Here is a 24,056-nt window from a genome sequence, read left to right as displayed (position 1 = left end):
CCCGGGACGACCGGCGGCCAAGGATGCGTTGACCGACGGCTCGCCGACGCCGCACTGTCATGAGGCCTAGCTAGGGGAGGGCTCATGGACATCACCCGCCGGACCTTCGGGGTCTCGGCCGCCGCCGCGGCCGCCGCATCCGCCCTGCCCGCCATACCCTCGCGAGCCTGGGCCATGCCGCCATCGATGGGTTTTCGGAAGACGCCGCTGGTCATCGCCCACCGGGGCGCGAGCGGGGAGCGGCCGGAATCGACGCTGCTGGCCTTCCGCCAGGCGATCGCCGAGGGCGCCGACTTCATCGAGCCGGACCTGGAGGTGACCAAGGACGGCCACCTGGTGGTGCGCCACGAGAACGAGATCTCCCAGACCACCGACGTCGCCCAGCGGCCGGAGTTCGCCGCGCGCAAGACCACCAAGTCGGTGCAGGGGACGCAGGTGACCGGCTGGTTCACCGAGGACTTCACCCTGGCGGAGCTGAAGTCGATCCGCTGCCGCGAGCGGCTGCCCAAGCTGCGGCCCGGCAGCGCCGCCTATGATGGCCGCGAACAGGTCCCGACCTACCAGGAGGTGATCGACCTGGCGAAGGCCGAGAGCGCGCGGCTGAAGCGGCCGATCGGCACCTATCCCGAGCTGAAGCACGCCAGCCATTTCGAGGCGCTGGGCCTTCGGATGGAAGGCCGGCTGGCCGACATCCTGAAGAAGAACAACCTCGACAGCGAGACCGCGCCGGTCTTCATCCAGTGCTTCGACGTCCTGCCGCTGAAGACCATGAAGACCCTGGTGAAGTGCCAGCGCATCCAGCTGGTTTCGCCGCAGGGCGCGCCGACCGACCAGAAGACGCCCTATAAGGAGATGGTCTCCGCCAGCGGCATGCAAGCCATCGCCCAGTACGCCCACGGCGTGGGGCCGGACTGGTCGATGGTGATCCCGACGGTGGACGGCGGCCTGGGCCCGGCGACGGCCCTGGTGAAGGACGCCCACGCCGCGGGCCTGGCGGTGCATCCCTGGACGGTGCGGGCGGAGAATTTCTTCCTGCCGCCCAAGCTGCGCAACGGGACCGACCCGGCCGCCCACGGCGACGTGGACGCGGTCTACCGGGCCCTGCTCGCCTCGGGGATCGACGGCCTGTTCAGCGACTTCCCGGGCCTCTGGGCCAAGGTGCGTGGATGAGGCGGCTGCTCATCCTGGCGCTGCTCGGCCTGGCGAGCGCGGCGCAGGCCCAAGCGCCCACCCGCCAGCCGCTGGCGGTGATCCCGGTGACGCCCGGCAAGACCGTCGACCGCGTCGAGACCACGCGGGTGGACTTCGCGCCGGGCCAGGCGATGCCGACCCACAAGCACACCGTGCCGGTGATCTGCTTCATCGCTGAGGGCGCGTTCAAGACGAAGATCGGCGATGCGCCCGAGCGCCTGGCGGCCACGGGTACGACCACCTACGAGCCGCCCGGCGTCACCATCCACTATTTCAAGAACGCCTCAGCCACGGCGCCGGCCCGCCTGCTCTGCGCCTCCCTGGCCGGCGCGGCGGACAAGACGCTGAACGTCATGCTCCCGCCGGAACCGATCCCCTAGGCCGCCTCGCCGAACTGCAGGGCCGCCAGCCGGGCGTAGAGGCCGTTCTTGGCCACCAGCTCGTGGTGGGTGCCTTCCTCGACCACGCGGCCCTCGTCCAGGACCACGATGCGGTCGGCCTTCAGCACGGTGGCCAGGCGGTGGGCGATGACCAGGGTGGTGTGGCCGACCATGGCCTCGTCGAGCGCCTTCTGCACGGCCCGTTCGTTCTCGGCGTCGAGCGCGCTGGTGGCTTCGTCGAGCAGCAGGATCGGCGCGTGGCGGACCAGCGCGCGGGCGATGGCCAGGCGCTGGCGCTGGCCGCCGGAGAGGCTGCGGGCGCGCTCGCCGACCGGGGTGTCGATCCCTTCGGGCAGGGCGGCCAGGAAGCCCTCGGCCTGGGCGGCGCGCACGGCGGCGTCGATGTCCTGGCGGCTCGCGTCCTCGCGGCCGAAGCGCACATTGTCCAGGGCCGAGCCGGAGAACAGCGGGCTGTCCTGGGCGACGAGCGCCATTCGGGCGCGCACCTCGGCCGGCGCGGCGTCGCGGATGTCGATCCCGTCCACCAGCACCCGGCCGGCCTGCGGATCGTAGAAGCGCAGCAGCAGGCGGAAGACCGTGCTCTTGCCCGCGCCGGACGGGCCGACCAGGGCGACCCGCTCGCCGGGCTTCACGCTCAGGGTCAGGCCCTTCACCGCCGGCAGGTCCGGGCGGCCGGGGTAGGCGAAGGTGACGTTCTCCAGCCGCACTTCGCCGCGGGCCGGTTCGGGCAGGACGATCGGATGGCTGGGCGCGGCGATGCCGGGCCGGGCGGCCAGCAGCTCGGAGACCCGCTCCATGGCGCCGGCCGCCTTCTGCACGTCGCCCCAGGTTTCGCCCAGCGCGCCCATGGCGCTGGCGGTCATCACCGCCAGGATCACGAACTGCAGCAGGACGCCCCAGGTCATCTCGTGGTTCAGAGCCGCGGCGACTCCCAGCCAGAAGATCCAAACCACCCCGCCGAAGATCAGGGTGATCACCGCCGCCGTCATCATCGCCCGGGCCCGCATGCGTCGCAGCGAGGTGGAGAACGAGGTCTCCACCGCCTGGCCGAACCGCCCGGCCGCGGAGGCTTCGCGCCCGAAGGCCTGGACGATCTCGAGCGCGTCCAGGGTCTCGCCGGCCGTGCCGACGGCGGCGGCGAATTGGTCCTGGGTCGAGGCGGTCAGCGCCCGAACCCGGCGGCCGAACAGGAACAGCGGCGCGATCACCACCGGCAGGGTGACCAGCACCAGCAGGGTGAGCCTGGGGCTGACGATCACCATCAGGACCAGGCCGCCGGCCATCATCAGGGTGTTGCGCAGCGCCACCGAGATCGAGGTGGTGAGCAGGTTCTCGACGATCTGGATGTCGGTGGTGAGCCTGGACAGCACCTCGCCGGTGCGGGTCATCAGGAAGAAGGCGGGGTCCAGCGTCAGGATGTGGGCGTAGACCGCCTTCCTGAGGTCGGCGACGATCCGCTCGCCCAGCTTGGTGACGAAGTAGTAGCGGAGCGCCGAGGACAGCGCCAAGGCCAGCGCGATGGCGCCCAGCAGCCAGAAGTAGGGCGCGACGCCGCGCCCGGTCTGAGCCACGGCGGCCGGGCCGGTCAGGTGATCCATCACCAGGCGCGCGCCGCCGGTGAGCCCCAGGCTGGTGGCCGCCGCGGTGACCAGGAAGACGCCGGCCGCCGCCGCATCCAGCCGGTGACCGGCGACGAACGGGATCAGGTGGCCGAGCGCACGGATGTTGCGGCTCTTGCCCCGGCGCTGGGCGGCTTCGGCGAGGTTCTGGGCGAGCGCCTGTCCCGTGGTCGGCCGGCCTTCCGCCGGCGCGTCCGAAGCCGATTCACTCATAAACCCTGGCCTGGCAATTTGGGACGCTCACACCTTGCATTTCGGACGACGTTTCTCTATACGCCGCGCTTCCTTCGAGGCTGGCCCTTCACGAGCGGCCTTCGACCTTCCGCCGCTTCCTTATGTCAGGCGCTGACCCGATGAAACAAGACACCCATCCGGACTATCACTTCATCACCGTGGTGATGACGGACGGCACGACCTACCAGACCCGTTCCACCTACGGGAAGGAAGGCGCCACCCTGAACCTCGACATCGACCCGAAGACCCATCCGGCGTGGACCGGCGGCGGCCACCAGATGATGGACCGCGGCGGGCGCGTGTCGCGCTTCAACGCCAAGTTCGGCGGCTTCACCCGCAAGTAGACTGGCGCCGGTCAGCCGGCGAACGCGCTATCCCAAATCAAAACGCCGCGGGGAGCGATCTCCGCGGCGTTTTGCAATGTCCGGGATTCTTCCTCTCCCCCGCGAAGCGAGAGGGAGAGGGTGGGGAGAGGGCCGGCGCCGCTATCACCCTCTCCTCGATCCTCTCCCTCTGTCGCTGCGCTCCGGGGAGAGGAGGAAAGGCTCAGCTGCCGAAGGCGCTCTTCAGCCGGTCGAGTTGCGAGAGCACCGAATGCGGCGCCTCGACCACCTCGTCCTCGACATACATGCGCCGGTCGAGGTGGCGGACCCGCTCATAGAGCCGCTCGGAGCGGTCCAGCAGGGTGTTGAGTTCGCTGGGCAGGCCCTCGGCCTCGCCGGAATTGCGGCAGACCTCGGCGGCGGCCAGGCGATAGCGGTCCTCGCAGGCGGCGTCGGGGGGCATGTCGCCCTCGCGCACGGCGCGCTGGACCAGGAGCCACGAGGCCACCTGCATCAGCCGCGTGGTCAGCCGCATGCTCTCGGCCGCATAGGCCAGCGCCGCGCTGCGCGACAACAGCTTGGAGGCCTGGCGGCCCGCGCCGTCCAGATAGGTCGCGGTTTCCTCCACGAGGTCCATGCCTTCCTGGAAGGTGCGCTGGAACAGCTCCGAACGGGCGAAGTCGCGGATCACCTCGGCGCGCCAGGGATTCGCCACGGATTGGGACGGGGCTTTCAAGTCGCTCATCGGATGCTCAACCTACACTCAGCTCGACGCGGCGTCGCGGAAAACCCTCCGTGCAACGCCCATGCCAGCCCCAACCGCGCCCGCATCCGGGCCAATTCGCCACAGCCGCCAAGCAAGCCCCGAAATCTGGACCATTTTAGGCCGGGGCCGTCCCGCCTCAGCACGGCCCTCAGCTTTGCCGGGCCCCGAACAGGGCGTCGGCGGCGGCGCGGCCGGCTTGCTTGCGGTCGATCTGGGCCTGGCAGCGGGCGATCTCCGAGCGCAGGATCTCGATTCGCTCTTCCAGCTCGGCGAAGCCGAACAGCTCCAGGTCCTCGCGGGTCGCTTCGATCAGGCGCTGCCCGCGGCCGATGCGGACTTCAGCAGGCTCTTCCATGAAGGGGCCTCCCTTTCCGGTTCCCCGATAGGGCGCTATCTGACCGCGCACGCCGCCAAAGCGCAAGTTTTGGGGGCCTACGCCCCTTTCCGCCGCCTCATGCGCCCTGGAGCTTCGCCCATGACCGAGATGATGACCGCCATCGCCGTCGAGGGGGGCAAGGGCCCCGCCGAAGCGCTGAAGCCGGTGCGGATCCCCCGTCCGGAGCCGAAGGACGGCCAGATCCTGATCAAGGTGCGCGCCGCCGGCGTCAACCGGCCGGACATCCTGCAGCGGCTGGGCGGCTATCCGCCGCCGCCCGGGGCGCCGGACACCATGGGCCTGGAGGTGGCGGGCGAGGTGGTGATCGGGGCCGGGCGCTGGAAGGCCGGTGACAAGGTCTGCGCCCTGCTGGGCGGCGGCGGCTATGCGGAATACGCCGTCTGCGACGCGCGCCACGCCCTGCCGATCCCGCCGGGGCTGGATTTCGTCCAGGCCGCGGGCCTGCCGGAGACGGTGTTCACGGTCTACGCCAACGTCTTCGAGCACGGGGCGCTGAAACCCGGCGAGACCCTGCTGGCGCACGGGGCCACGTCCGGCATCGGCACCACGGCGATCCAGATGGCCAAGGCGCACGGCGCCAAGGTGATCGCCACCGCCCGCGGCGCCGACAAGGCCGAGACCGCGCGCAAGCTGGGCGCCGATGTGGCGGTGGACGCCAAGACCGAGGACTTCGCCGAGGTCGCCAAGCGCGAGGGCGGCGCCGACGTCGTGCTCGACATGGTCGGCGGCGACTATTTCGCCAAGGACCTCGACGCCCTGAACACCGCCGGGCGGATCGTCTTTATCGCCAGCCTTGGCGGCGCAGAGGTCACCCTGCCGATCTTGCGGATCATGCAGAAGCGCGCGGTGGTCACCGGCTCGACGCTGCGTCCACGCCCCGCCGACGAGAAGGCGCGCCTGGCCGCGGCGGTCGAGGCCGTGGTCTGGCCCTGGATCGCCGCCGGCAAGGTGGCCCCCCAGGTCGACGCGACCTTCCCGCTGAGCGAGGCCGCCAAGGCCCACGCCCACCTGGAGGGCGGCGCCCACGTGGGCAAGATCATCCTGGTCGCCGACCCCGCCTGAGGGCGTCCCTCCTGACGGCGCCGTGTCGCCACCCTGGGTTTCAGTCGAACCCGGTTCTTTATTCCTTCTGGCACACTGGAATTTTGAAAATGCCCGAATAAAGACATAAATAACCGTGGTTTTGACCAAACCGTGTTTTCGAAAATAGGTTGTAAAATAGGCGATCCGGTGTTGACGCCCCCGTACGGCTGAGCCAGTGGGAAAGAAAAACAGGTCTCTCGTTTTTCAAGTCCATTCACGCCCGCCAAGGGTCGTTGGGGAGGTTCAATTGAACACCAAGGTTCGCCTTCTGGCGTCCGGCGCCGCTTTGCTCGCCGCCGCGCTCAGCACATCCGTCCATGCCCAGACCGCGGCCAAGCCCGCCGTGGCGGCCGCCGCGGGCGGCGCCACCATCGAAGAGCTGGTGGTCACCGCCGAAAAGCGCAGCCAGAACCTGCAGGACGTGCCGGTGGCCATCTCGGCCTTCACCTCGGAGAAGCGCGACCTGCTGGGCATCACGTCGATCCAGGACATGACCAACTTCACCCCGGGCCTGGAGTACACCAGCGCCAACGACCGCAACTCGCTGCGCGGCGTAGCCCGCCTGTCCAATGCCCAGGCGCTGTCGATCCCGGTGGCGGTCTATGACGACGGGATATTCACCACCTCGACGGTGACCGCGGGCAAGGCGCCGATCTTCACCGACCGGGTGGAAGTGCTGCGGGGCCCGCAGGGCACCCTCTATGGCCGCAACTCGCTGGGCGGGGCGATCAACGTCATCTCCAAGAAGCCGACGGAGGATCCGTACGCGGAAATCCGGGCCACCCTGGGCAACTATGGCTACAGCCGGCTGGAAGCCGCGGTTTCGGGCCCGCTGGCTCCCGACCTGCAGTTCCGCCTAGCCGGCAGCTGGGAGAAGCAGCGCGACGGCTACTTCACCAACGTGGTCCCGGGCATGCCGTCAGAAGGCAATGTGATCGACCAGTACTACATCGAAGGCCAGCTTCAGGCGAAGTTCGGCGACCACATGGACGGCTGGATCAAGGGCTACATCACCGGCTGGAACAACGGCGCCGGCGGCCCCGGGGCGCGGGCCCAGTACACCACCGGCCAGATCAACCTCGCCGAGTTCAACGGCGGGAGCCAGAACATCAACGCCGGCTTCGGCTGCGCGCCCGGCGGCGTGGTGGCCAACCTGGTCAACGCCAACCCGATGGGCTGCGTGAACCCGGCCAACAGCGATCCGCGCAAGTTCGCCACCAACTTCGCCCAGACGGTGTCGCTGGACGACACCTACGGAATTTCGGCGAACCTGACCTATCACTTCGACAGCTTCGACGTGAAGTTCATGGGCGGGCTGCTGAACTACCACTACACGCTGGACTCCGATAACACCTCGACGCTCGGCGGGGCGATCACCTCGTTCCAGGTCCCGATCGCGCCGTTCAACCCGGCCGCCCCGGTGGCGGCGCAGCCCTGCGCGGCGACCAACCTGGTGGCGCCGGGCGCCTGCACCCCGATCACCGTCTCGCCGCTGCAGTTCTCGACCTATCAGGAGAGCTACCGCAACTTCAGCGACGAGATCGACTTCGCCTCGACCGGCAACGGGCCGTTCCAGTGGATCGGCGGCCTCTACTACTACAAGCAGGATGTCGCCCAGCCGGTGTTCACCACCAACCCGGGCCAGGCCGCCCTCGACGGAGTGATCACGCCGGCCGTCCCGGCCATCACCGGCCCGGTGAGCGGCGACTTCCAGCGCCGGCTCTATGACGACCGTCCGGAGACCAAGGTCGAATCCTACGCCGCCTTCGGCCAGATCGACTGGAAGTTCACCGACACCCTGAAGCTGACCCTGGGCGCGCGCTACAATCACGACCAGGAGACCGGTTCGGAAGCGGTGCGGGTGATCTGCTACGCCGCCGCCGCCTGCCTGAACGGCTCGGCGCCGGAACTGCTCGGATCCTTCACCCCGCCGGTGGACGTGACGTCCTTCGTCGTCTGGGGCCCGACGCAGGGCGCGCCCGCGCCGGCCGGCGTGGTGGCGAACGGCAAGCCGGGCGGCGTCACCTTCACGCCCGACGGCTTCGCGCACCGCAACTACGACGCCACCTGGGACGCCTGGACCGGCACCGCCGGCCTGCAGTGGGATCCGTCGCCCGGCACCATGATGTACGCCCGCTACAGCCGCGGCTACCTGATGGGCGGCTTCAACGTCGGCGTGACCAGCACGCTCGGCGAATTCCCCGAGACCCAGCCCGAGTTCGACAACGACTACGAGATCGGCCTGAAGAAGGACTTCTTCAACCGCACCCTGCAGGTCGACCTGGCGCTGTTCTACGAAGACCTGCGCGGCTACCAGGCGCCGCTGTCGGTGGTGTCCCAGTCGGGCGGCCTGGCGGTCAGCCAGAGCGAGTACCTGAACATCCCGCGCGCGGTGAGCCAGGGCGTGGAGCTGGAGACCAACTGGGCGCCGATCGAGCACCTGAACATCCTGTTCAACTACTCCTTCGACGACGCCAAGATCACCAAGCTGACCGGGATCGTGGACCCCAACGACCCCGAGGCCCAGGCGGCGGGCGCCAAGCCGCTCACCGCGTTGACCGCCTGCGCCAGCGCGTCCACGCCGCTCTGCGACGTGAACACCGGCCTGGTGCAGCGCGCGCAGGACCTCAGCGGCAACGCCATGCCGCAGAACGCGCGCAACAAGGTGGCCCTGGCCGTCACCTATGCGATCGAGTTCGAGGGGGGCACCCTGACCCCGGAGGCCAGCTACATCTGGCGCGACAAGCAGTACTCGACGATCTTCCAGCGGTCGTACAACGAATCCCCCTCCTGGGATCAGACGGACCTGCGCCTGACCTGGAAGGACAAGGACAACCGCTACTCGATCATCGGCTACGTGAAGAACGTGTTCGACCAGCTTGGCTACGACGGCGGCGCGTCTGCGACCCGCCTCACCGGGATCTACTCGGCCTCGACGATCGCGGCGCTGGGCATGACCCGGGGCCTGCCCGGGAACCTGCCCGGCACCTTCAACGCCGTGCAGCGCAACGCGTCGTTCAACGGCCTCGACGTCACCTATCCGCTGACCCCGCCGCGCACCTTCGGCGTGGAATTCCAGTACCGCTTCTAGGAGGGCTCTCGCCCGATCCGAGGCCGGAAGGCGCGTCCGAAAGGGCGCGCCTTCTGCGTTTAGGGCGTAAATGCATGAAGGCGGATATGTGGCCGCCATGCCAACCTTTGGAATATTGCGGCCCCGAAAGGGCCAAAAACCGTTGACGCTGCCGTAGGCCTCCCGCAGTTTCACCGCAGAACATGATCGGGTGACCCTGGTTCTCGCCTCGGAACACCTGACTGAGCCGCCCAAATGGCGCGGCAGGGAGGACTGAATGGGGGCAAGGGGCGGCTTCCAGGCCGGGCGTGCGGGCGTCAACCCGTCATGCCGTGCGTGGAGCTGTGCGCGCCACCCAGACGTCCATCCCGCAAGACTGAACCAAATCCAAAGCGCCCGCGGCCCTGGCCCGCGGACCTGTCGTCGCCGAAAATTCATTTAGATTTATCAAGGGCCTAACCGGCCATTGGGGAGGATAAGTTGCAACACAAGGCTCGCCTTCTGGCATCCAGCGCCCTGCTGATCGCCGCTGCCCTGGGCTCGTCGGCCCACGCGCAGGTCAAGTCCGCCACCAACGCCGCCGCAGCCGCGGCCGCCGGGGCCGGCAACACCATCGAAGAGCTGGTGGTCACCGCCGAAAAGCGCAGCCAGAGCCTGCAGGACGTGCCGGTCGCCATCACGGCGTTCAGCTCGCAGACCCGCGACCTGGTGGGCATCAACTCCATCCAGGACCTGACCAACTTCACGCCGGGCCTGAACTATTCCTCGGGCAACGACCGCAACTCGATCCGCGGCGTCGGCCGTCTGACCAACTCCCACCCCATCGCCAACGCCGTGGCCCTCTACGACGACGGCGTGTTCAGCTCGTCCACGGTGCCGGCCGGCAAGACGCCAATCTACACCGACCGGGTGGAAGTGCTGCGGGGCCCGCAGGGCACCCTCTACGGCCGGAACTCCATCGGCGGCGCGATCAACGTGATCTCCAAGCGCCCGACGGAAGACCCCTACGCCGAAATCCGCGGCGTGATCGGGAACTACGGCTACAACCGCCTGGAAGCGGCGGTCTCCGGCCCGCTGGCGCCGGACCTGCAGTTCCGTCTGGTCGGCAGCTGGGAGAAGCAGCGCGACGGCTACTTCACCAACATCGTCCCCGGCATGCCTTCGGAAGGCAATGTGATCGACCAGTGGGAACTGGAAGGTCAGTTGCAGGGCAAGGTCTCCGACAAGTTCGATTTCTGGGGCAAGGCCGAACTGATCGGCTGGAACAACGGCGGCGGCGGCCCCGGCGCCCGCAACGGCTATTCGACCGCGCCCTTCAACTTCGGTGAGTTTGCGGCGCTGTCGCCCAGCGCCGGCTTCGCCTGCGCGCCCGGCGGCGTGGTCAGCAATGTGGTGAACACCTCGCCGCTCGGCTGCGTGAACCCGGCCAGCCGCAACCCGCGCGACTTCGCGTCGAACTACGCCCAGTCGGTCTCCCTGGATGACACCTATGTCATCACCTTCCAGGGCACCTATCACATGGACGGCGCCGACCTGAAGTACATCGGCGGCGGCAGCAAGTACCACTACACCCTGCAGACCGATAACGGCGGCGGCTCGATCAGCTCGTTCACGATCAATCCGGGCGCGGTCGACCCGCTGCTGGCCCTGAACACCTCGACCCAGCCCTGCCCGCTATCGAACGCCTTCGTGGCGCCGGGCAGCTGCGCCGGCCTGACGGTGTTCCCGGAGAACATCCAGACCTACCAGGAAGACTTCCTGAACTACAGCCACGAGTTCAACCTGACCTCGACTGGCAATGGCCCGTTCCAGTGGCTGGCCGGCCTCTACTACTATCGTGAGCACATCATCCAGCCGGTGTTCCAGACCGAGCCGCAGCAGCCGCAACTGAATCCTGGCTCGGCGGTGCAGATCGGCGCGGCGCAGGACTTCATGAACCGCACCTTCGACGACCGGCCGGACATGCAGGACGAGTCCTACGCGGTCTTCGGCCAGATCGACTGGAAGTTCACCGACACCCTGAAGACGACGCTCGGCATTCGCTGGAGCCACGACCACGAGTTCGGCTCCGAATCCGGCCGCGACGTCTGCTTCGCCACCGTGCTCTGCGGCAGCACGCCCCAGCTGTTCGGCCAGTTCTCCTTCCCGCTCGACCTGACCCCGCTGGGCGTGTTCTTCAGCGGCGGCCTGCCGTCGGGCGTGGTGAAGACCCCGGGAAGCAACGCCGGCGGCGTGACCTTCACGCCGGACGGCTTCGGTCACCGCTCCTACGACGGCTCCTGGTCGGCGACGACCGGCACGGCCGGCCTGCAATGGGATCCGGAACCGGGCACCATGATGTATGCCCGCTACAACCGCGGCTACAAGCAAGGCGGCTTCCAGGTCGGCGCCGTGGCCTTCGGGGGCCAGTTCCCCGAGACCAACCCGGAGCACATGAACGACTACGAGGTCGGCATCAAGAAGGACCTCTTCAACCGCACCCTGCAGATCGACCTGGCCCTGTTCTACTATGACTACCTGGGCCTGCAGGCCCCGTTGACGGTGATCAACAACACCGGCGCGATCGCGGCGAGCCAGAGCATCTTCCTCAACGTGCCCAAGTCCTACAGCGAGGGCGCGGAGCTGGAGGCGACCTGGGCGCCGATCGACAAGCTGCGGATCCTGTTCGACTATTCCTTCAACCCGACCGGCATCAAGACGCTCTCGGGCATCATCGACCCGGCCGACCCCCTGGCCGTGCAGCCCGGCGCCAAGCCGCTGGTGGGCGGCGCGCTCGTGCCCTGCACGAGCTCCAACGCCGCCGTGCCGGGCGGCAACGTGCTCTGCGACACCAACACGGGCTTCGTGGAACGGCCGCAGAACATGAAGGGCAACGTCCTGCCGAACGCCACCCGCAACAAGGTGGCGATCAACATCCTCTACACCTTCGACACCGAGATCGGCTCGATCATCCCCTCGGTCGACTACCTGTGGCGCGACAAGCAGTACTCGGGCATCTTCAAGCGCGACTACTACGCCTCGCCGTCCTGGGATCAGGTGGACGCCCGCATCACCTGGAAGTCGAAGAACGACAAGTTCACGGCCATCGCCTACATCAAGAACGCCTTCAACCGCCTGGGTTACGACAGCGGCGCCGGCGCGAGCCGCCAATCGGGCCTCTTCCCGCTGGCGACCATCGCGGCGGCGAACGGGGCGATCACCCCCGGGGCGACCTCCACGCCCGCCTCGACCAACGGCGGCGTGCCTGGCCTGATCCAGTCCGGCGTCCTCACCGGCTTCGGGCCTGGCGGCATCACCCAAAGCTTCCCGCTGACCCCGCCGCGGACCTTCGGGATCGAACTGCAGTACAAGTTCTGATCGGTCCTTCGGACCGAAGAGCCGGGGGCGCGCCGCAAGGCGCGCCCTTTGCTTTTGGGGGATCGTCCGGCGGCGGGCCAATCTGTCTACGATGTAAGGTAAATGCCGTTGACGCCTCTGTGAGCCTCCCTCACGGTCGATGACCAGGACGCGGGAACGGCGTGGGAGGATAAGGATGGAGAGCGGCGAGATCCGGCGAGGCCGCCGAGCGTGAGCCCGCCGCGGACGCCGCCTGTCGGTCTCGTCGGCCGCGTCGGCTACGGCGCCGGTTCCATCGCCCTCGGCATCGCGATCTATGTGCTGTCGGCCTCGGTCGTGCAGCTCTACTTCAACCGGGTGCTGGGCATTCCCGCGATCTGGGTCGGCACGGCGTTCCTCGCGTCCCTGGCCATCGATGCGGTGGCGGACCCCCTGATCGGCCAGTGGAGCGACAACTTCCGCTCGCGCCTGGGCCGGCGACATCCCTTCATGTACGCCGCGGCGGCGCCGGCGGCGATGCTGTTTTTCCTGCTTTGGCACGCGCCGGCCGGCCTCAGCCCATCGGCCCTGTTCGCATTCTCCGTGGTCGTCCTGCTTGCCGTGCGGCTGGCGCTGTCGTTCTACGAGATCCCCTCCAACGCGCTCGCGCCCGAGCTGGCCCCCGACTACGACAAGCGCACGGGCCTCCTCGCCTGGCGCTGGTTCTTCCTGGTGTTCGCCGCCGCGGCCATGGAGTTCCTGCTGCAGAGCGTCTACCTGAAGCAGGACGCCTCCAATCCGCTGGGGGTGATGAACAAGGCGCGCTACGCCGACTTCGGCGCCATGTGCAGCGTGGTGATCTTCGTCTGTATCCTGATCTCCTCGGCGACGACCCACAGCCGGATTCGCTATCTGCACAGCCCGCCGGCCCGGCGGATCCGCCTCGGCGACACCCTGCGCGAGGTGGCCAGCGCGATCCTCAACCCCTCGCTGCTAACCGTCCTCCTGGCCAGCGTGCTGGGCGGCGCCGCCTACGGCGTCACCTCCAGTCTTTCGATCATCTTCTACCTCGACCTCTGGGGCCTCACGCCGCAGTTGATCGGCCTGCTGGCCATCGCGCTGCTCGTGGCCTCGATCCTGGGTGTGTTCACAGCACCGGCCGTCTCGCAGCGGTTCGGCAAGAAGCGATCGATGATCGCCCTCTTCGCGGCCTCGCTGGTGATCCAGCTCACGCCGGTCTCGCTGACGCTGCTGGGCCTGATGCCGCCCAACAGGTCGCCAGCGGTGTTCTGGATCCTGTTCGCCAGCGTGCTCGGGACCTACATCCTGGTGCTGATGGGCTATGTGATCATCTCCTCGATGATCGCCGACGTGGCCGAGGACCAGGCGGTGCGCGCCGGATCGCGCCCGGAAGGGGTGGTGTTCGCCGCCAATGGCCTGGTGGTGAAGCTGAACGCCGGCGTCGGCGCCTTCCTGGCGAGCGTGCTGATGACGCTCGTCCACTACCCGAAGGGCGCGGCTCCGGGCACGGTGCCGGCCGACGTCATCCGCCATCTGGCCATGATCTACCTGCCGACTGTCGCGGTGCTGAGCGGCGGCTCGATCCTGGTGCTCACCCTCTACAAGATCGACCGCGAGACCCATGAGCGGAACCTGGAGCGGCTGCGCGAGATGGCCGCCGTCGCCGAGGCCGAGCCGCCGCCGCTCTAGCGGGAGAAGATCCCCATCAGGAGCGGCCGGGCGAAGACCGCCGGCGCCGCCTTGGGCTTGACGCCCGGCACCCAGTGGCCGAGCTCGGCGCCGGCGTTGATGGTGGCGTTCAGCATCTGGGCCGCCAGGAACGGGTCGACCGGCCGGAGCGAGCCCTCGGCGATGCCGTCGGAGATCATCGAGCCGAAACGGTCGCTGACCTTGTCGAACTGCTGCACCATCTGGCGGCGTATCGCCTCCGGCAGGGCGGTGAGCGCCGATGAGCGCAGCAAAGGTCCGTGCTCGGAGAGCTGGTATTCCGCGAGCGTCGCCGCGGCGCTGGCGATCCGCGTCCACTGGTCGCCCGGCAGGTTGAGCGCCAGCCGCTGCACCCGGGTCATGACCTCGAAGGTGCGGTCGAAACAGGCCACCACCAGGTCATCCTTGGCGTCGTTGTGATGGTAGAAGCTGCCCTTGGTGACGTTGAGCTCGGCCGAGATCATGTCGACGGAGGCGCCGCGATAGCCGCGGGCGTTGATCAGCCGGGTGGCGGCCATCAGGAAGGTCTCGCGCGCCAGCTCGGTGCGGCCGCCGCCGGAGGCCGCCTCGACGATCGGCAGCGGCTGCGGCGCCCAGCCGGCCCCCGGCCCGGCCAGGCCGTTCAGCAGGATGTCGGCCATCCGCTCGCAGACCCGCTCGTAGTCTTCCGGGTCGTACTTCGGCAGCCAGGCCGCCGCCCAGAACAGCTGCTCCAGCAGCATGTGGGTGCGCGCCGTGCGTCGCCCGCGGGTGAGCCAGGCCAGGTCGGGCGTCTCAAAGATCTGCCGCAGGCGGCGGAACACCTTGAGGAAGGCGCCCATCACCTCGCCGCGCTGCGGCAGGTTCAGCGCGCGGATGTCGGAGAGCATCGGCAGGGGCGGCGCCTCGCCCACCGCCGCGCGGCGCATCCGCTGCAGGTAGAGATGAAGCAGGGCGCGCAGCCGCCCTTGCGGCGAGGGTTCCGCCAGCGCCTGGCCGACGATCTCGTTCAGGGCCGCGACCCCGCGCAGCATGACCGCCGCGGCCAGGTCGTCCTTGCGCCGGAAATAGTAGGTGACGCTGGTGGTGGAGAGGCCGACGGCGGAGGCGGCGACCCCGAGGGTCAGCCCCTTGACGCCACGGCTGTTCAAAAGGTCCGTCGAAGCGGCGAGGATAGCCTCGCGCTTTCGCTCGAACCGGTCCGTGGATTGGACGGCCGCCTGAGCCATACTTCTGTTCCCAGCCCTTATCCGGGAACTTGTTTCATTCCCGATATTTTCGGGCATTTGGGCACGGAAATCGGCGCTACGCCAGCGACTTAGCGCATGGCCGACCTGAAGCATCCGGATAACGCACTATGCGGTGAAGCTTGCGGCGGGGCGCCGGCCTAAGTGTCGGAAAACCCGAACGGAAGGCTGGTGCGCCGGATGTCGTCGGGCAGGATCTGGCGGCCGATCGGCGGCTCGGAGCGGGCGGCGCACTCCACCCGCTGGCAGAGCCGGCAGGTGACCCCGATCGGTGTCGCCGCCTCGGGCCCCGCCGCACCCGGCGCGGCGGTGTAGATCAGCCGGTCCGCGTGCTGTTCGGCGCAGCCCAGCGCGATGGCCCGCTCGACCCTTGGCGCGCCATAGGCCCCGCCGCCGGCGGTCACCGTCCGCGCGATGGAGAAGAACCGTTGGCCGTCGGGCAGCTCCAGCCACTGGGTGACGATCTCGCGCGGGGTGCGGAAGGCGTGGTGGACGTTCCACAGCGGGCAGCCGCCGCCGTGCCGCGCGAACGGGAAGCCGGCGCCGTCAAGCCGCTTCGACACATTGCCGGCCGGATCGACCCGGATGAAGAAGAACGGCACGCGTTCCTGGCCGGGCTTCTGCAGGGTGGTGAGCCGGTGGGCGGCCTGCTCGAAACTGACGCCGAACTGGCGGGCCAGCGCTTCGACGTCGTAGCGGCGCGCCTCCACCGCCCGGGCGAAGGCCGTGTACGGCATGATGATCGCCGCGGCCGCATAGCTGGCCAGCGCGCGGCGGGTGAGCCGCTGGCCGTTCTCCGAGGCGAAGGCGCCGCCGGCCAGCACGGCGTCGATCTCCGGTGTCATCTCCAGGTAGGCAAGCTGCAGGGCGAGCTGGAAGGCCTGGCTGGCGGCGTCCAGGCTGTCGTCCAGCAGGATCTCCTGGCGATGGCGGTCGAGCCGACGCGTCGAGCCCACCATGTAGCTGGCCGGCACGCGCCGCACCCGCAGATCGTGCCGTGTACGGAAGTAGCCCGTGACGTTCTCGCGCGGCCCCACCGCCTGGGCCAGCCGCTCGGCCGCGTCGTCGAGGGCGGGGAAGCTGTTGCGGCGCGCGGCCAGGAAGCGGCGGGACTCGGCCACCGGATCGGCTGCGTCGTCGGCCTCCTCGCCCGCACGGCCGCCGCCGCCCCCGATCGCCTTGGCCAAGCCGTCGGCGAAGGCCAGCTGGCCCTCCTGGTAGGTGGTGTAGAGCCGCAGCATGGCCTCGGCGACGCCGGGATAGTTGGCGGCCAGGTCGCCGATCTCAGTCGCCGCCCAGTCGATGCCGGCGAACACCGGGTCCTTCAGCACCGCCTGCAGGCGGGCGGTGTCCTCCGCCGCGCCGCTGCCCAGGGCCGCCACGTCCACGTCGTAGATCTGGGCGAGCTTCAGCAGCAGGCCCGCGGTCAGCGGCCGGTTGTTGCGCTCCAGGAGCGCGATGTAGGAGGCCGAGACCTCCAGCGCGGCGGCCATGTCCGCCTGGGTGAGCCCCAGGTCGCGCCGGATCCGCCGCAGTCTCGGGCCCACGTAGAGGCCGCGTTCGCTCGCCATCGCCCTGCTCTCGGATAACTTTACAAGATTACACCATAGATTTGTAAAGTTTTACAGCTCGACCGCGCGAGCCCTCCCCGTCCAGCCGGATCCGGCGTTAGGGCGATGGTGAGACAAGGGGGCGATACTCCGCGCCCTTCGCCAGAACTAGCGGAAGAGGCCGATGGCGTACCAAGACCACATCATCGAGATGAGCCAGCTCATCAAGAGCAAGCACGGGACCTGGGACGGCGTCAGCGCCGAGGCCGTGGCCCGCATGCGCCTGCAGAACCGCTTCAAGACCGGTCTGGAGATCGCCCGCTACACCGCCGACATCATGCGCAAGGACATGGCGGCCTACGACGCGGACCCGGCCAACTACACCCAGTCGCTGGGCTGCTGGCACGGCTTCATCGCCCAGCAGAAGATGATCTCGATCAAGAAGCACTTCGGCTCGACCAAGGGGAAGTACATCTACCTCTCCGGCTGGATGGTCGCCGCGCTTCGTTCCGACTTCGGCCCGCTGCCGGACCAGTCGATGCACGAGAAGACCTCGGTGCCGGCGCTGATCGAGGAGATCTACACCTTCCTGAAGCAGGCCGACGCCCGCGAACTGGGCGGCCTGTTCCGCGACCTCGACGCCGCGCGCAAGGCGGGCGACGCGAAGAAGGAAGAGAAGATCCTCGACGCGATCGACAACTTCCAGACCCACGTCGTGCCGATCATCGCCGACATAGACGCGGGCTTCGGCAACGCGGAAGCCACCTATCTGCTGGCCAAGAAGATGATCGAGGCCGGCGCCTGCGCCCTGCAGATCGAGAACCAGGTCTCCGACGAGAAGCAGTGCGGCCACCAGGACGGCAAGGTCACCGTCCCGCACGACGACTTCCTGGCCAAGGTGCGCGCCTGCCGCTACGCCTTCCTGGAGCTGGGGATCGACAACGGCGTCATCGTCACCCGCACCGACTCGCTCGGTGCGGGCCTGACCAAGCAGATCGCCGTCAGCCACACGCCCGGCGACATCGGCGACCAGTACAACGCCTTCCTCGACTGCGAGGAGATCGCCCCGGCCGACATCAAGAACGGCGAGGTGGTCCTGAACCGCAACGGCAAGCTGCTGCGGCCCAAGCGCCTGCCCTCCAACCTGTTCCAGTTCCGCGCCGGCACCGGCGAGGACCGCTGCGTGCTGGACTCGATCACCTCGCTGCAGAACGGCGCGGACATCCTGTGGATCGAGACCGAGAAGCCGCACATCGAACAGATCGCCGGCATGATGGACCGCATCCGGGCGGTCATCCCGAACGCCAAGCTGGCCTACAACAACAGCCCCTCGTTCAACTGGACGCTGAACTTCCGCCAGCAGGTCTATGACGCCTGGGCCAAGGCCGGGAAGGACGTCGCCGGCTACGACCGCGAGGGCCTGATGGCCGCCCAGTACGACGCCACCGACCTGGGCCGCGAGGCGGACGAGAAGATCCGCACCTTCCAGGCCGACGCCGCCAAGCGCGCGGGCATCTTCCACCACCTGATCACGCTGCCGACCTATCACACCGCGGCGCTCAGCACCGACGCCCTGGCCAAGGAGTACTTCGGCGCCCAGGGCATGCTGGGCTACGTCCAGAAGGTCCAGCGCGAGGAAATCCGCCAGGGCGTCGCCTGTGTGAAGCACCAGAACATGTCGGGCTCCGACATCGGCGACGACCACAAGGAATATTTCGCGGGCGAAGCGGCCCTGAAGGCCGGCGGCGTCCACAACACCATGAACCAGTTCGCCTGAAGCGCGCGAGCTTCAGGTCACCGATCACTTGGGCTCCCGCCACCCGGCGGGGGCTCTTCTTTTTCTGAAGTCATTTCCGGAACGGCCGCTTGACGCGCGCCCGCCCCAGGTTTCGGGTCAGCCCATGGACATCTCCAAGAACCTTTCGGTCGACGACATCCTGGCCGCCTTCGTCGAGGACGAACTGCTGCCCGGGACCGGGATCATGCCCAAGGCCTTCTGGGGGTCGCTGGAGACGATCCTGGCGGAGTTCACGCCGAAGAACGAAGCCCTGCTGGCGCGCCGTGACGAGCTGCAGGCCCGCATCGACGCCTGGTGGATTTCCCGCCGCGGCCAGGTGTTCGACGTGGCGCAGGAGACCGCCTTCCTGCGCGAGATCGGCTACCTGCAGCCGGAGCCCGCGCCCTTCGAGATCGCCATCGGCAAGGTCGATCCGGAGATCGCCAGCATCGCCGGCCCGCAGCTGGTGGTGCCGGTCTCCAACGGCCGCTTCGCGCTGAACGCCGCCAATGCCCGCTGGGGCAGCCTCTACGACGCCCTCTACGGCACCGATGCGCTGGCGCCGCCCACCGGGACGCGCGGCTACGACCCGGCGCGCGGCGCCCAGGTGATCGCCTATGCGCGCGCCTTTCTCGACCAGGCGGCGCCGCTCTACGCAAGCTCGCACGCCGAGGCCACGCACTACGGCCTCGATCGCGACACCTTGGCCGTGACGCTGAAGGACGGCTCGGTCGCGGCCCTGGCGAAGCCCGACCAGTTCGTCGGATGGCGTGGCGAACGGAACGCGCCCTCGGCGGTGCTGCTCAAGCACAACGACCTGCATGTGGAGATCCAGATCGACCGCGGCCATTCGATCGGCCGCGACGACCCCGCCGGGGTCGCCGACCTGCTGCTGGAGGCGGCGCTCACCACCATCCAGGACTGCGAGGATTCGGTCGCCGCCGTGGACGCCCAGGACAAGGTGGGCGTCTATCGCAACTGGCTGGGCCTGATGCGCGGCGACCTTTCCGCCACCTTCGCCAAGGGCGGCAAGACCGAGACCCGGCGGCTGGACGACGACCGCAGCTACCACGCCCCGGGCGGCCGCACGCTCACCCTGCGCGGCCGCTCGCTGATGCTGGTGCGCAACGTCGGCCACCACATGACGACCGACGCGGTCCGCTTCCGGGGCCAGCCGGCCTATGAAACCGCGCTGGACGCGCTGATCACCGTGGCGGCGGCCCTGCACGACCTGAGGGGCGCGGGCCGGAACAGCGCCGCCGGCAGCGTCTACGTCGTGAAGCCCAAGATGCACGGGCCGGACGAGGCGGCGCTGGCCGTGCGCCTGTTCGACCTAGTCGAGGATGCGCTCGGCCTGCCGCGCAACACCGTCAAGCTGGGCGTGATGGACGAGGAGCGGCGCACCAGCGCCAACCTGGCCGCCTGCATCCACGCCGCGCGCGAGCGGATCGTGTTCATCAACACCGGCTTCCTCGACCGCACGGGCGACGAGATCCACACCGCCATGGAGGCCGGCCCGGTGGTGCGCAAGGAGGCGATCAAGGCCGAGCCGTGGCTGCCGACCTATGAGAAGCGCAACGTCGAGATCGGGCTCGCCGCCGGCTTCCCCGGCCGCGCCCAGATCGGCAAGGGCATGTGGGCGGCGCCCGACATGATGGCCGCGATGCTCAAGACCAAGATCGGCCACCCGAAGGCCGGCGCCAACACGGCCTGGGTCCCCTCGCCGACCGCCGCGGTGCTGCACGCCCTGCACTATCACCAGGTCGACGTCCCGGGCTTGCAGGCGCAGATGGCGAAAGCTGGCGAGGTCACCGGCCTGGACGCCCTGCTGACCCCGCCGCTGGCCCGGTCGAACTGGAGCCCGGCCGACGTGCAGGAGGAGCTGGACAACAACGCCCAGGGCATCCTGGGCTATGTGGTCCGCTGGATCGACCAGGGCGTCGGCTGCTCCAAGGTGCCCGACATCCACAACGTCGGCCTGATGGAGGACCGCGCCACCCTGCGCATCTCCAGCCAGCACATCGCCAACTGGCTGCGCCACGGCGTCTGCACCGAAGCCCAGGTGCGCGAGACCATGGTCCGGATGGCCAAGGTGGTCGACGCCCAGAACGCCGGCGATCCGGCCTACACGCCGATGAGCGCCGACCCGGACAAGAGCATCGCCTTCCAGGCGGCGCTGGACCTGGTGTTCGAAGGCCGCGCCCAGCCGAATGGCTACACCGAGCACATCCTCACGCGCAGGCGGCGCGAGCGGAAGGCGGAGCTCGCAGGCGGGTAGAGCCCGGCAAACGCCAAGCGACCCCTCATCCGTCAGCCTTCGGCCGACACCTTCTCCCGCAGGGGGAGAAGGGCCCTTACAGCCCGCCGGGGCTCGCCAGCGCGACCCCGCCGTCGACGGCGATGGTGTCGCCGACCACATAGTCGCCGGCCTGGCTGGCCAGGTAGATGGCGGCGCAGGCCATATCCTCGTCGCGGCCGATGCGGCGCGATGGGATGCGCTTGGCCACCGCCTCGCCCTGGTCGCGGGCCACGCGGTTCATGTCGGAGGCGAAGGCGCCCGGCGCGATGGCGGTGACGCAGATGTTGTCGGCGATCAGCCGCGCCGCCATCCGGCGGGTGAGATAGATCAGCCCGGCCTTGGAGGCATGGTAGCTGTAGGTCTCCTGCGGATTCAGGCGGATGCCGTCGATGGAGGCGATATTGATCACCTTCGCCGGGCGGTCATGCGTGCCGGCCTTTTTGAGCGCGCTATGCAGAGCCTGGGTCAGGAAGAAGGGCGACTTGAGGTTCAGGTTCAGCACCTTGTCCCAGCCGCTCTCCGGGAACTCGTCGAACTCCGCGCCCCAGGCGGCGCCGGCGTTGTTGACCAGGATGTCGAGCTTGGTTTCGTGCTCCAGGTAGCGGCCGACGAAGCTCTTGATGCCCTCGGTGGTCGACAGGTCCTGCGGCAGGGACACGCACTTTTCGCCCAGTTCGGCGGCGGCCTCGTCGCATTGGCCGGCCTTGCGCGAGGTGATGTAGACCTTGTCCACGCCGGCCTCGATGAAGCCGCGGGCGATCATCATGCCGATGCCGCGCGAGCCGCCGGTGACGATGGCGGTGCGGCCCTTCAGAGAGAACATGTCGAGCATCATTGGCGCTTCCCCTTTATGGATGCGGCGGGCGCCGCTCCGACCCTTCCCGAACCCCTCGCACATTTGACTTGGAAGGGTCCAGCGGGGTCTGTAACAAGCGTTTGAATTTCGCGCCCGCCGCCCTTCTGACGGGACGGGCCAGCCAAGCTTCCAAGGAGCCCCAGATGGCCGAGATCAATTCGGTGACCACGCTCAGCCGTGACGGCGACGTCGCGATCATCACCCTCAATTCGCCGCCGGTGAACGCGCTCTCCGCCAAGGTCCGCGAGGGCCTGCACGAGGGTTTCAAGCAGGCCAACGCCTCGGACGCCAAGGCCATCGTGCTGATCTGCGAAGGCCGCACCTTTATCGCCGGCGCCGACATCACCGAGTTCGGCGGCGCCATGGCCGGGCCCAGCCTGCAGGACGTGCAGGACATGATGGAGGGCTCGCCCAAGCCGGTGATCGCCGCGATCCACGGCACCGCGCTGGGCGGCGGCCTGGAGGTCGCGCTGTGCGCCCACTACCGCGTGGCCGTGCCCTCAGCCCGCGTGGGCCTGCCGGAGGTGAACCTGGGCCTGCTGCCGGGCGCCGGCGGGACCCAGCGCCTGCCGCGCATCGTGGGCGTGGAAGCCGCGCTCGACATGATGACCAGCGGCCGTCACGTGCCGGCCAAGCAGGCGCTGGCCATGGGCCTGGTCGACGAGCTGGTCGAGGAAGGCAAGCTGCTCGACGGCGCGCTGGCCTTCGCGCGCAAGGCGGTGGCTGAGAACAAGCCCCTGGTGAAGGTGCGCGACAACAACGCCAAGCTGGAGGCCGCCAAGGGCCATCCGGAGATCTTCGCCGACTTCCGCAAGGCCAACGCACGCAAGTTCCGCGGCTTCCTGGCGCCGGAGTACAACATCCGCTGCGTCGAGGCGGCGGTGAACTCGGGCTCGTTCGACGAAGGGCTGAAGGCCGAGCGCAAACTGTTCACCGAGCTGATGATGGGCCCGCAGTCGGCGGCCCAGCGCTACTATTTCTTCGCCGAGCGCCAGGCGAACAAGATCCCCGACGTGCCGGACGACACCCCGCTGCGCCCGATCAAGCGGGTGGGCATCCTGGGCGCCGGCACCATGGGCGGCGGCATCGCCATGAACTTCCTGAACGTCGGCATCCCGGTGACGATCGTCGAAGTGCAGGAAGCCGCCCTGGAACGCGGCCTGAAGGTCATCCGCGGCAACTACGAGCGCTCGCGCACCGCCAAGGCCGAGGAGACCGAGGCGCGCATGGCCCTGCTCTCGGGCTCGCTCGACTTCGACAAGCTCGCCGACTGCGACCTGATCATCGAAGCCGTGTTCGAGCGGATGGACATCAAGAAAGAGGTCTTCGCCCGCCTGGACAAGATCGCCAAGCCGGGCGCGATCCTGGCGTCGAACACCAGCTACCTGGACATCGACGAGATCGCCTCGGTGACCAGCCGGCCGGGCGACGTGATCGGCCTGCACTTCTTCTCGCCGGCCAACGTCATGAAGCTTTTGGAGGTGATCCGCGGCGAGAAGACCGCCAAGGACGTGATCGCCACCGCGATGAAGCTCGCCAAGCAGATCGGCAAGATCGCGGTCTTGGCCGGCGTCTGCCCGGGCTTCATCGGCAACCGCATGCTGAGCCAGCGCCAGCGCGAAGCCCAGAAGCTGGTCATGGAAGGCGCCATGCCCTGGGACGTCGACCGCGTGCTCTACGACTTCGGCTTCCCCATGGGGCCTTTTGCGATGAGTGATCTGGCCGGCCTGGACATCGGCTGGGTGAAGGAGACCTCCAAGGGCGAGACCATCCGCGACGTGCTCTGCGAGATGGACCGCCGCGGCCAGAAGACCGGCGCGGGCTACTATGACTACGACGAGAACCGCACCGCCAAGCCCAGCCCGGTGACCGAGAAGATCATCAACGACTTCATCGTCAAGTCGGGCGCCAACCCGCGCAAGATCAGCGACGAGGAGATCCTCGAGCGCTGCGTCTATCCGATGATCAACGAGGGCGCGAAGATCCTGGAGGAAGGCAAGGCGATCCGTCCGTCCGACGTCGATGTGGTGTGGATCAACGGCTACGGCTGGCCGGTCTACCGCGGCGGCCCGATGCACTACGGCGACCAGGTCGGCCCCGACAAGGTGCTGGCCAAGATGAAGGAATTCCAGACCCAGATGGGCGACGCCTTCAAGCCCTCGGCCCTGCTGGAGAAGCTGGTCGCCGAGGGGAAGAAATTCTCCGACCTGAAGGCCTAGCC

The 24,056-nt window shown here is 68.5% G+C and carries 16 protein-coding genes; 10 read left to right on the top strand and 6 right to left on the bottom strand.

Annotated features, from left to right (window positions below):
- Positions 1–84 precede the first annotated feature (84 nt).
- Positions 85–1,170, top strand: coding sequence for a glycerophosphodiester phosphodiesterase (locus tag VGL85_RS00745; RefSeq protein ID WP_331584974.1), 1,086 nt, complete (start codon positions 85–87; stop codon positions 1,168–1,170).
- Positions 1,167–1,571 (top strand): cupin domain-containing protein, encoded by a 405-nt coding sequence (locus VGL85_RS00740; RefSeq protein ID WP_331584972.1) that lies wholly within the window; start codon positions 1,167–1,169, stop codon positions 1,569–1,571. Before VGL85_RS00745 ends, VGL85_RS00740 begins: the two co-directional genes overlap by 4 nt.
- Here the strand turns inward: VGL85_RS00740 and VGL85_RS00735 are convergent.
- Positions 1,568–3,424, bottom strand: coding sequence for an ABC transporter transmembrane domain-containing protein (locus tag VGL85_RS00735; protein WP_331584970.1), 1,857 nt, complete (start codon positions 3,422–3,424; stop codon positions 1,568–1,570). The two genes, VGL85_RS00740 and VGL85_RS00735, sit on opposite strands and share 4 nt — an antisense overlap.
- Positions 3,425–3,564: 140 nt before the next feature.
- Here VGL85_RS00735 and rpmE point away from each other — a divergent pair, with 140 nt between their 5' ends.
- Positions 3,565–3,789: a 50S ribosomal protein L31 gene (gene rpmE, locus VGL85_RS00730; protein ID WP_331584968.1), complete on the top strand. Its 225-nt coding sequence runs from the start codon at positions 3,565–3,567 to the stop codon at positions 3,787–3,789.
- Positions 3,790–3,991: 202 nt separating this feature from the next.
- On the opposite strand, the gene VGL85_RS00725 is transcribed toward rpmE, so the two are convergent.
- Positions 3,992–4,513 (bottom strand): DUF1465 family protein, encoded by a 522-nt coding sequence (locus VGL85_RS00725; RefSeq protein WP_331584966.1) that lies wholly within the window; start codon positions 4,511–4,513, stop codon positions 3,992–3,994.
- 169 nt (positions 4,514–4,682) lie between these two features.
- A complete protein-coding gene (locus tag VGL85_RS00720) occupies positions 4,683–4,889 on the bottom strand; it encodes a DUF1192 domain-containing protein (RefSeq protein WP_331584964.1) in 207 nt (68 codons plus the stop codon).
- Positions 4,890–5,009: 120 nt separating this feature from the next.
- On the opposite strand from VGL85_RS00720, the gene VGL85_RS00715 reads away from it, so the two are divergent.
- The 4 genes from VGL85_RS00715 to VGL85_RS00700 all read left to right on the top strand — a co-directional run bounded on the left by VGL85_RS00715 (position 5,010) and on the right by VGL85_RS00700 (position 14,109).
- On the top strand, positions 5,010–5,993 hold the full coding sequence (locus VGL85_RS00715; protein WP_331584961.1) for an NAD(P)H-quinone oxidoreductase: 984 nt from the start codon (positions 5,010–5,012) through the stop codon (positions 5,991–5,993).
- Between the two features lie 268 nt (positions 5,994–6,261).
- Positions 6,262–9,105, top strand: a complete 2,844-nt coding sequence (locus VGL85_RS00710; protein WP_331584959.1) for a TonB-dependent receptor — start codon at positions 6,262–6,264, stop codon at positions 9,103–9,105.
- Positions 9,106–9,564: 459 nt separating this feature from the next.
- Positions 9,565–12,441 (top strand): TonB-dependent receptor, encoded by a 2,877-nt coding sequence (locus tag VGL85_RS00705; protein ID WP_331584957.1) that lies wholly within the window; start codon positions 9,565–9,567, stop codon positions 12,439–12,441.
- Between the two features lie 210 nt (positions 12,442–12,651).
- Positions 12,652–14,109, top strand: coding sequence for an MFS transporter (locus tag VGL85_RS00700; RefSeq protein ID WP_331584955.1), 1,458 nt, complete (start codon positions 12,652–12,654; stop codon positions 14,107–14,109).
- Here the strand turns inward: VGL85_RS00700 and VGL85_RS00695 are convergent.
- Positions 14,106–15,335, bottom strand: a complete 1,230-nt coding sequence (locus VGL85_RS00695) for a TetR/AcrR family transcriptional regulator (protein ID WP_331584953.1) — start codon at positions 15,333–15,335, stop codon at positions 14,106–14,108. The two genes, VGL85_RS00700 and VGL85_RS00695, sit on opposite strands and share 4 nt — an antisense overlap.
- Positions 15,336–15,493: 158 nt before the next feature.
- On the bottom strand, positions 15,494–16,924 hold the full coding sequence (locus VGL85_RS00690; protein ID WP_331584951.1) for a helix-turn-helix domain-containing protein: 1,431 nt from the start codon (positions 16,922–16,924) through the stop codon (positions 15,494–15,496).
- A gap of 163 nt (positions 16,925–17,087) precedes the next feature.
- Between VGL85_RS00690 and VGL85_RS00685 the strand changes: the two genes are divergently transcribed.
- A complete protein-coding gene (locus VGL85_RS00685) occupies positions 17,088–18,680 on the top strand; it encodes an isocitrate lyase (protein WP_331584949.1) in 1,593 nt (530 codons plus the stop codon).
- 124 nt (positions 18,681–18,804) lie between these two features.
- Positions 18,805–20,958, top strand: coding sequence for a malate synthase G (locus VGL85_RS00680; RefSeq protein ID WP_331584946.1), 2,154 nt, complete (start codon positions 18,805–18,807; stop codon positions 20,956–20,958).
- A gap of 76 nt (positions 20,959–21,034) precedes the next feature.
- Here VGL85_RS00680 and VGL85_RS00675 read toward each other — a convergent pair whose 3' ends face one another.
- Positions 21,035–21,814: an SDR family oxidoreductase gene (locus tag VGL85_RS00675; RefSeq protein ID WP_331584943.1), complete on the bottom strand. Its 780-nt coding sequence runs from the start codon at positions 21,812–21,814 to the stop codon at positions 21,035–21,037.
- Positions 21,815–21,978: 164 nt separating this feature from the next.
- On the opposite strand from VGL85_RS00675, the gene VGL85_RS00670 reads away from it, so the two are divergent.
- Entirely contained in the window at positions 21,979–24,054 is a 2,076-nt protein-coding gene (locus VGL85_RS00670) for a 3-hydroxyacyl-CoA dehydrogenase NAD-binding domain-containing protein (protein WP_331584941.1), read from the top strand.
- The last annotated feature ends 2 nt before the right edge of the window (positions 24,055–24,056 follow it).

It is taken from the genome of Phenylobacterium sp. (assembly GCF_036501465.1).
Lineage (GTDB): Bacteria > Pseudomonadota > Alphaproteobacteria > Caulobacterales > Caulobacteraceae > Phenylobacterium.
This window is presented reverse-complemented; position numbering and strand designations above follow the sequence as displayed.

Bases quoted from the DNA above. Each gene is read 5' to 3' on its own strand.
- VGL85_RS00745 (WP_331584974.1), top strand. From the start codon at position 85: ATGGACATCACCCGCCGGACCTTCGGGGTCTCGGCCGCCGCCGCGGCC.
- VGL85_RS00740 (WP_331584972.1), top strand. From the start codon at position 1,167: ATGAGGCGGCTGCTCATCCTGGCGCTGCTCGGCCTGGCGAGCGCGGCG.
- VGL85_RS00735 (WP_331584970.1), bottom strand. From the start codon at position 3,424: ATGAGTGAATCGGCTTCGGACGCGCCGGCGGAAGGCCGGCCGACCACG.
- rpmE (WP_331584968.1), top strand. From the start codon at position 3,565: ATGAAACAAGACACCCATCCGGACTATCACTTCATCACCGTGGTGATG.
- VGL85_RS00725 (WP_331584966.1), bottom strand. From the start codon at position 4,513: ATGAGCGACTTGAAAGCCCCGTCCCAATCCGTGGCGAATCCCTGGCGC.
- VGL85_RS00720 (WP_331584964.1), bottom strand. From the start codon at position 4,889: ATGGAAGAGCCTGCTGAAGTCCGCATCGGCCGCGGGCAGCGCCTGATC.
- VGL85_RS00715 (WP_331584961.1), top strand. From the start codon at position 5,010: ATGACCGAGATGATGACCGCCATCGCCGTCGAGGGGGGCAAGGGCCCC.
- VGL85_RS00695 (WP_331584953.1), bottom strand. From the start codon at position 15,335: ATGGCTCAGGCGGCCGTCCAATCCACGGACCGGTTCGAGCGAAAGCGC.
- VGL85_RS00690 (WP_331584951.1), bottom strand. From the start codon at position 16,924: ATGGCGAGCGAACGCGGCCTCTACGTGGGCCCGAGACTGCGGCGGATC.
- VGL85_RS00685 (WP_331584949.1), top strand. From the start codon at position 17,088: ATGGCGTACCAAGACCACATCATCGAGATGAGCCAGCTCATCAAGAGC.
- VGL85_RS00680 (WP_331584946.1), top strand. From the start codon at position 18,805: ATGGACATCTCCAAGAACCTTTCGGTCGACGACATCCTGGCCGCCTTC.
- VGL85_RS00675 (WP_331584943.1), bottom strand. From the start codon at position 21,814: ATGATGCTCGACATGTTCTCTCTGAAGGGCCGCACCGCCATCGTCACC.
- VGL85_RS00670 (WP_331584941.1), top strand. From the start codon at position 21,979: ATGGCCGAGATCAATTCGGTGACCACGCTCAGCCGTGACGGCGACGTC.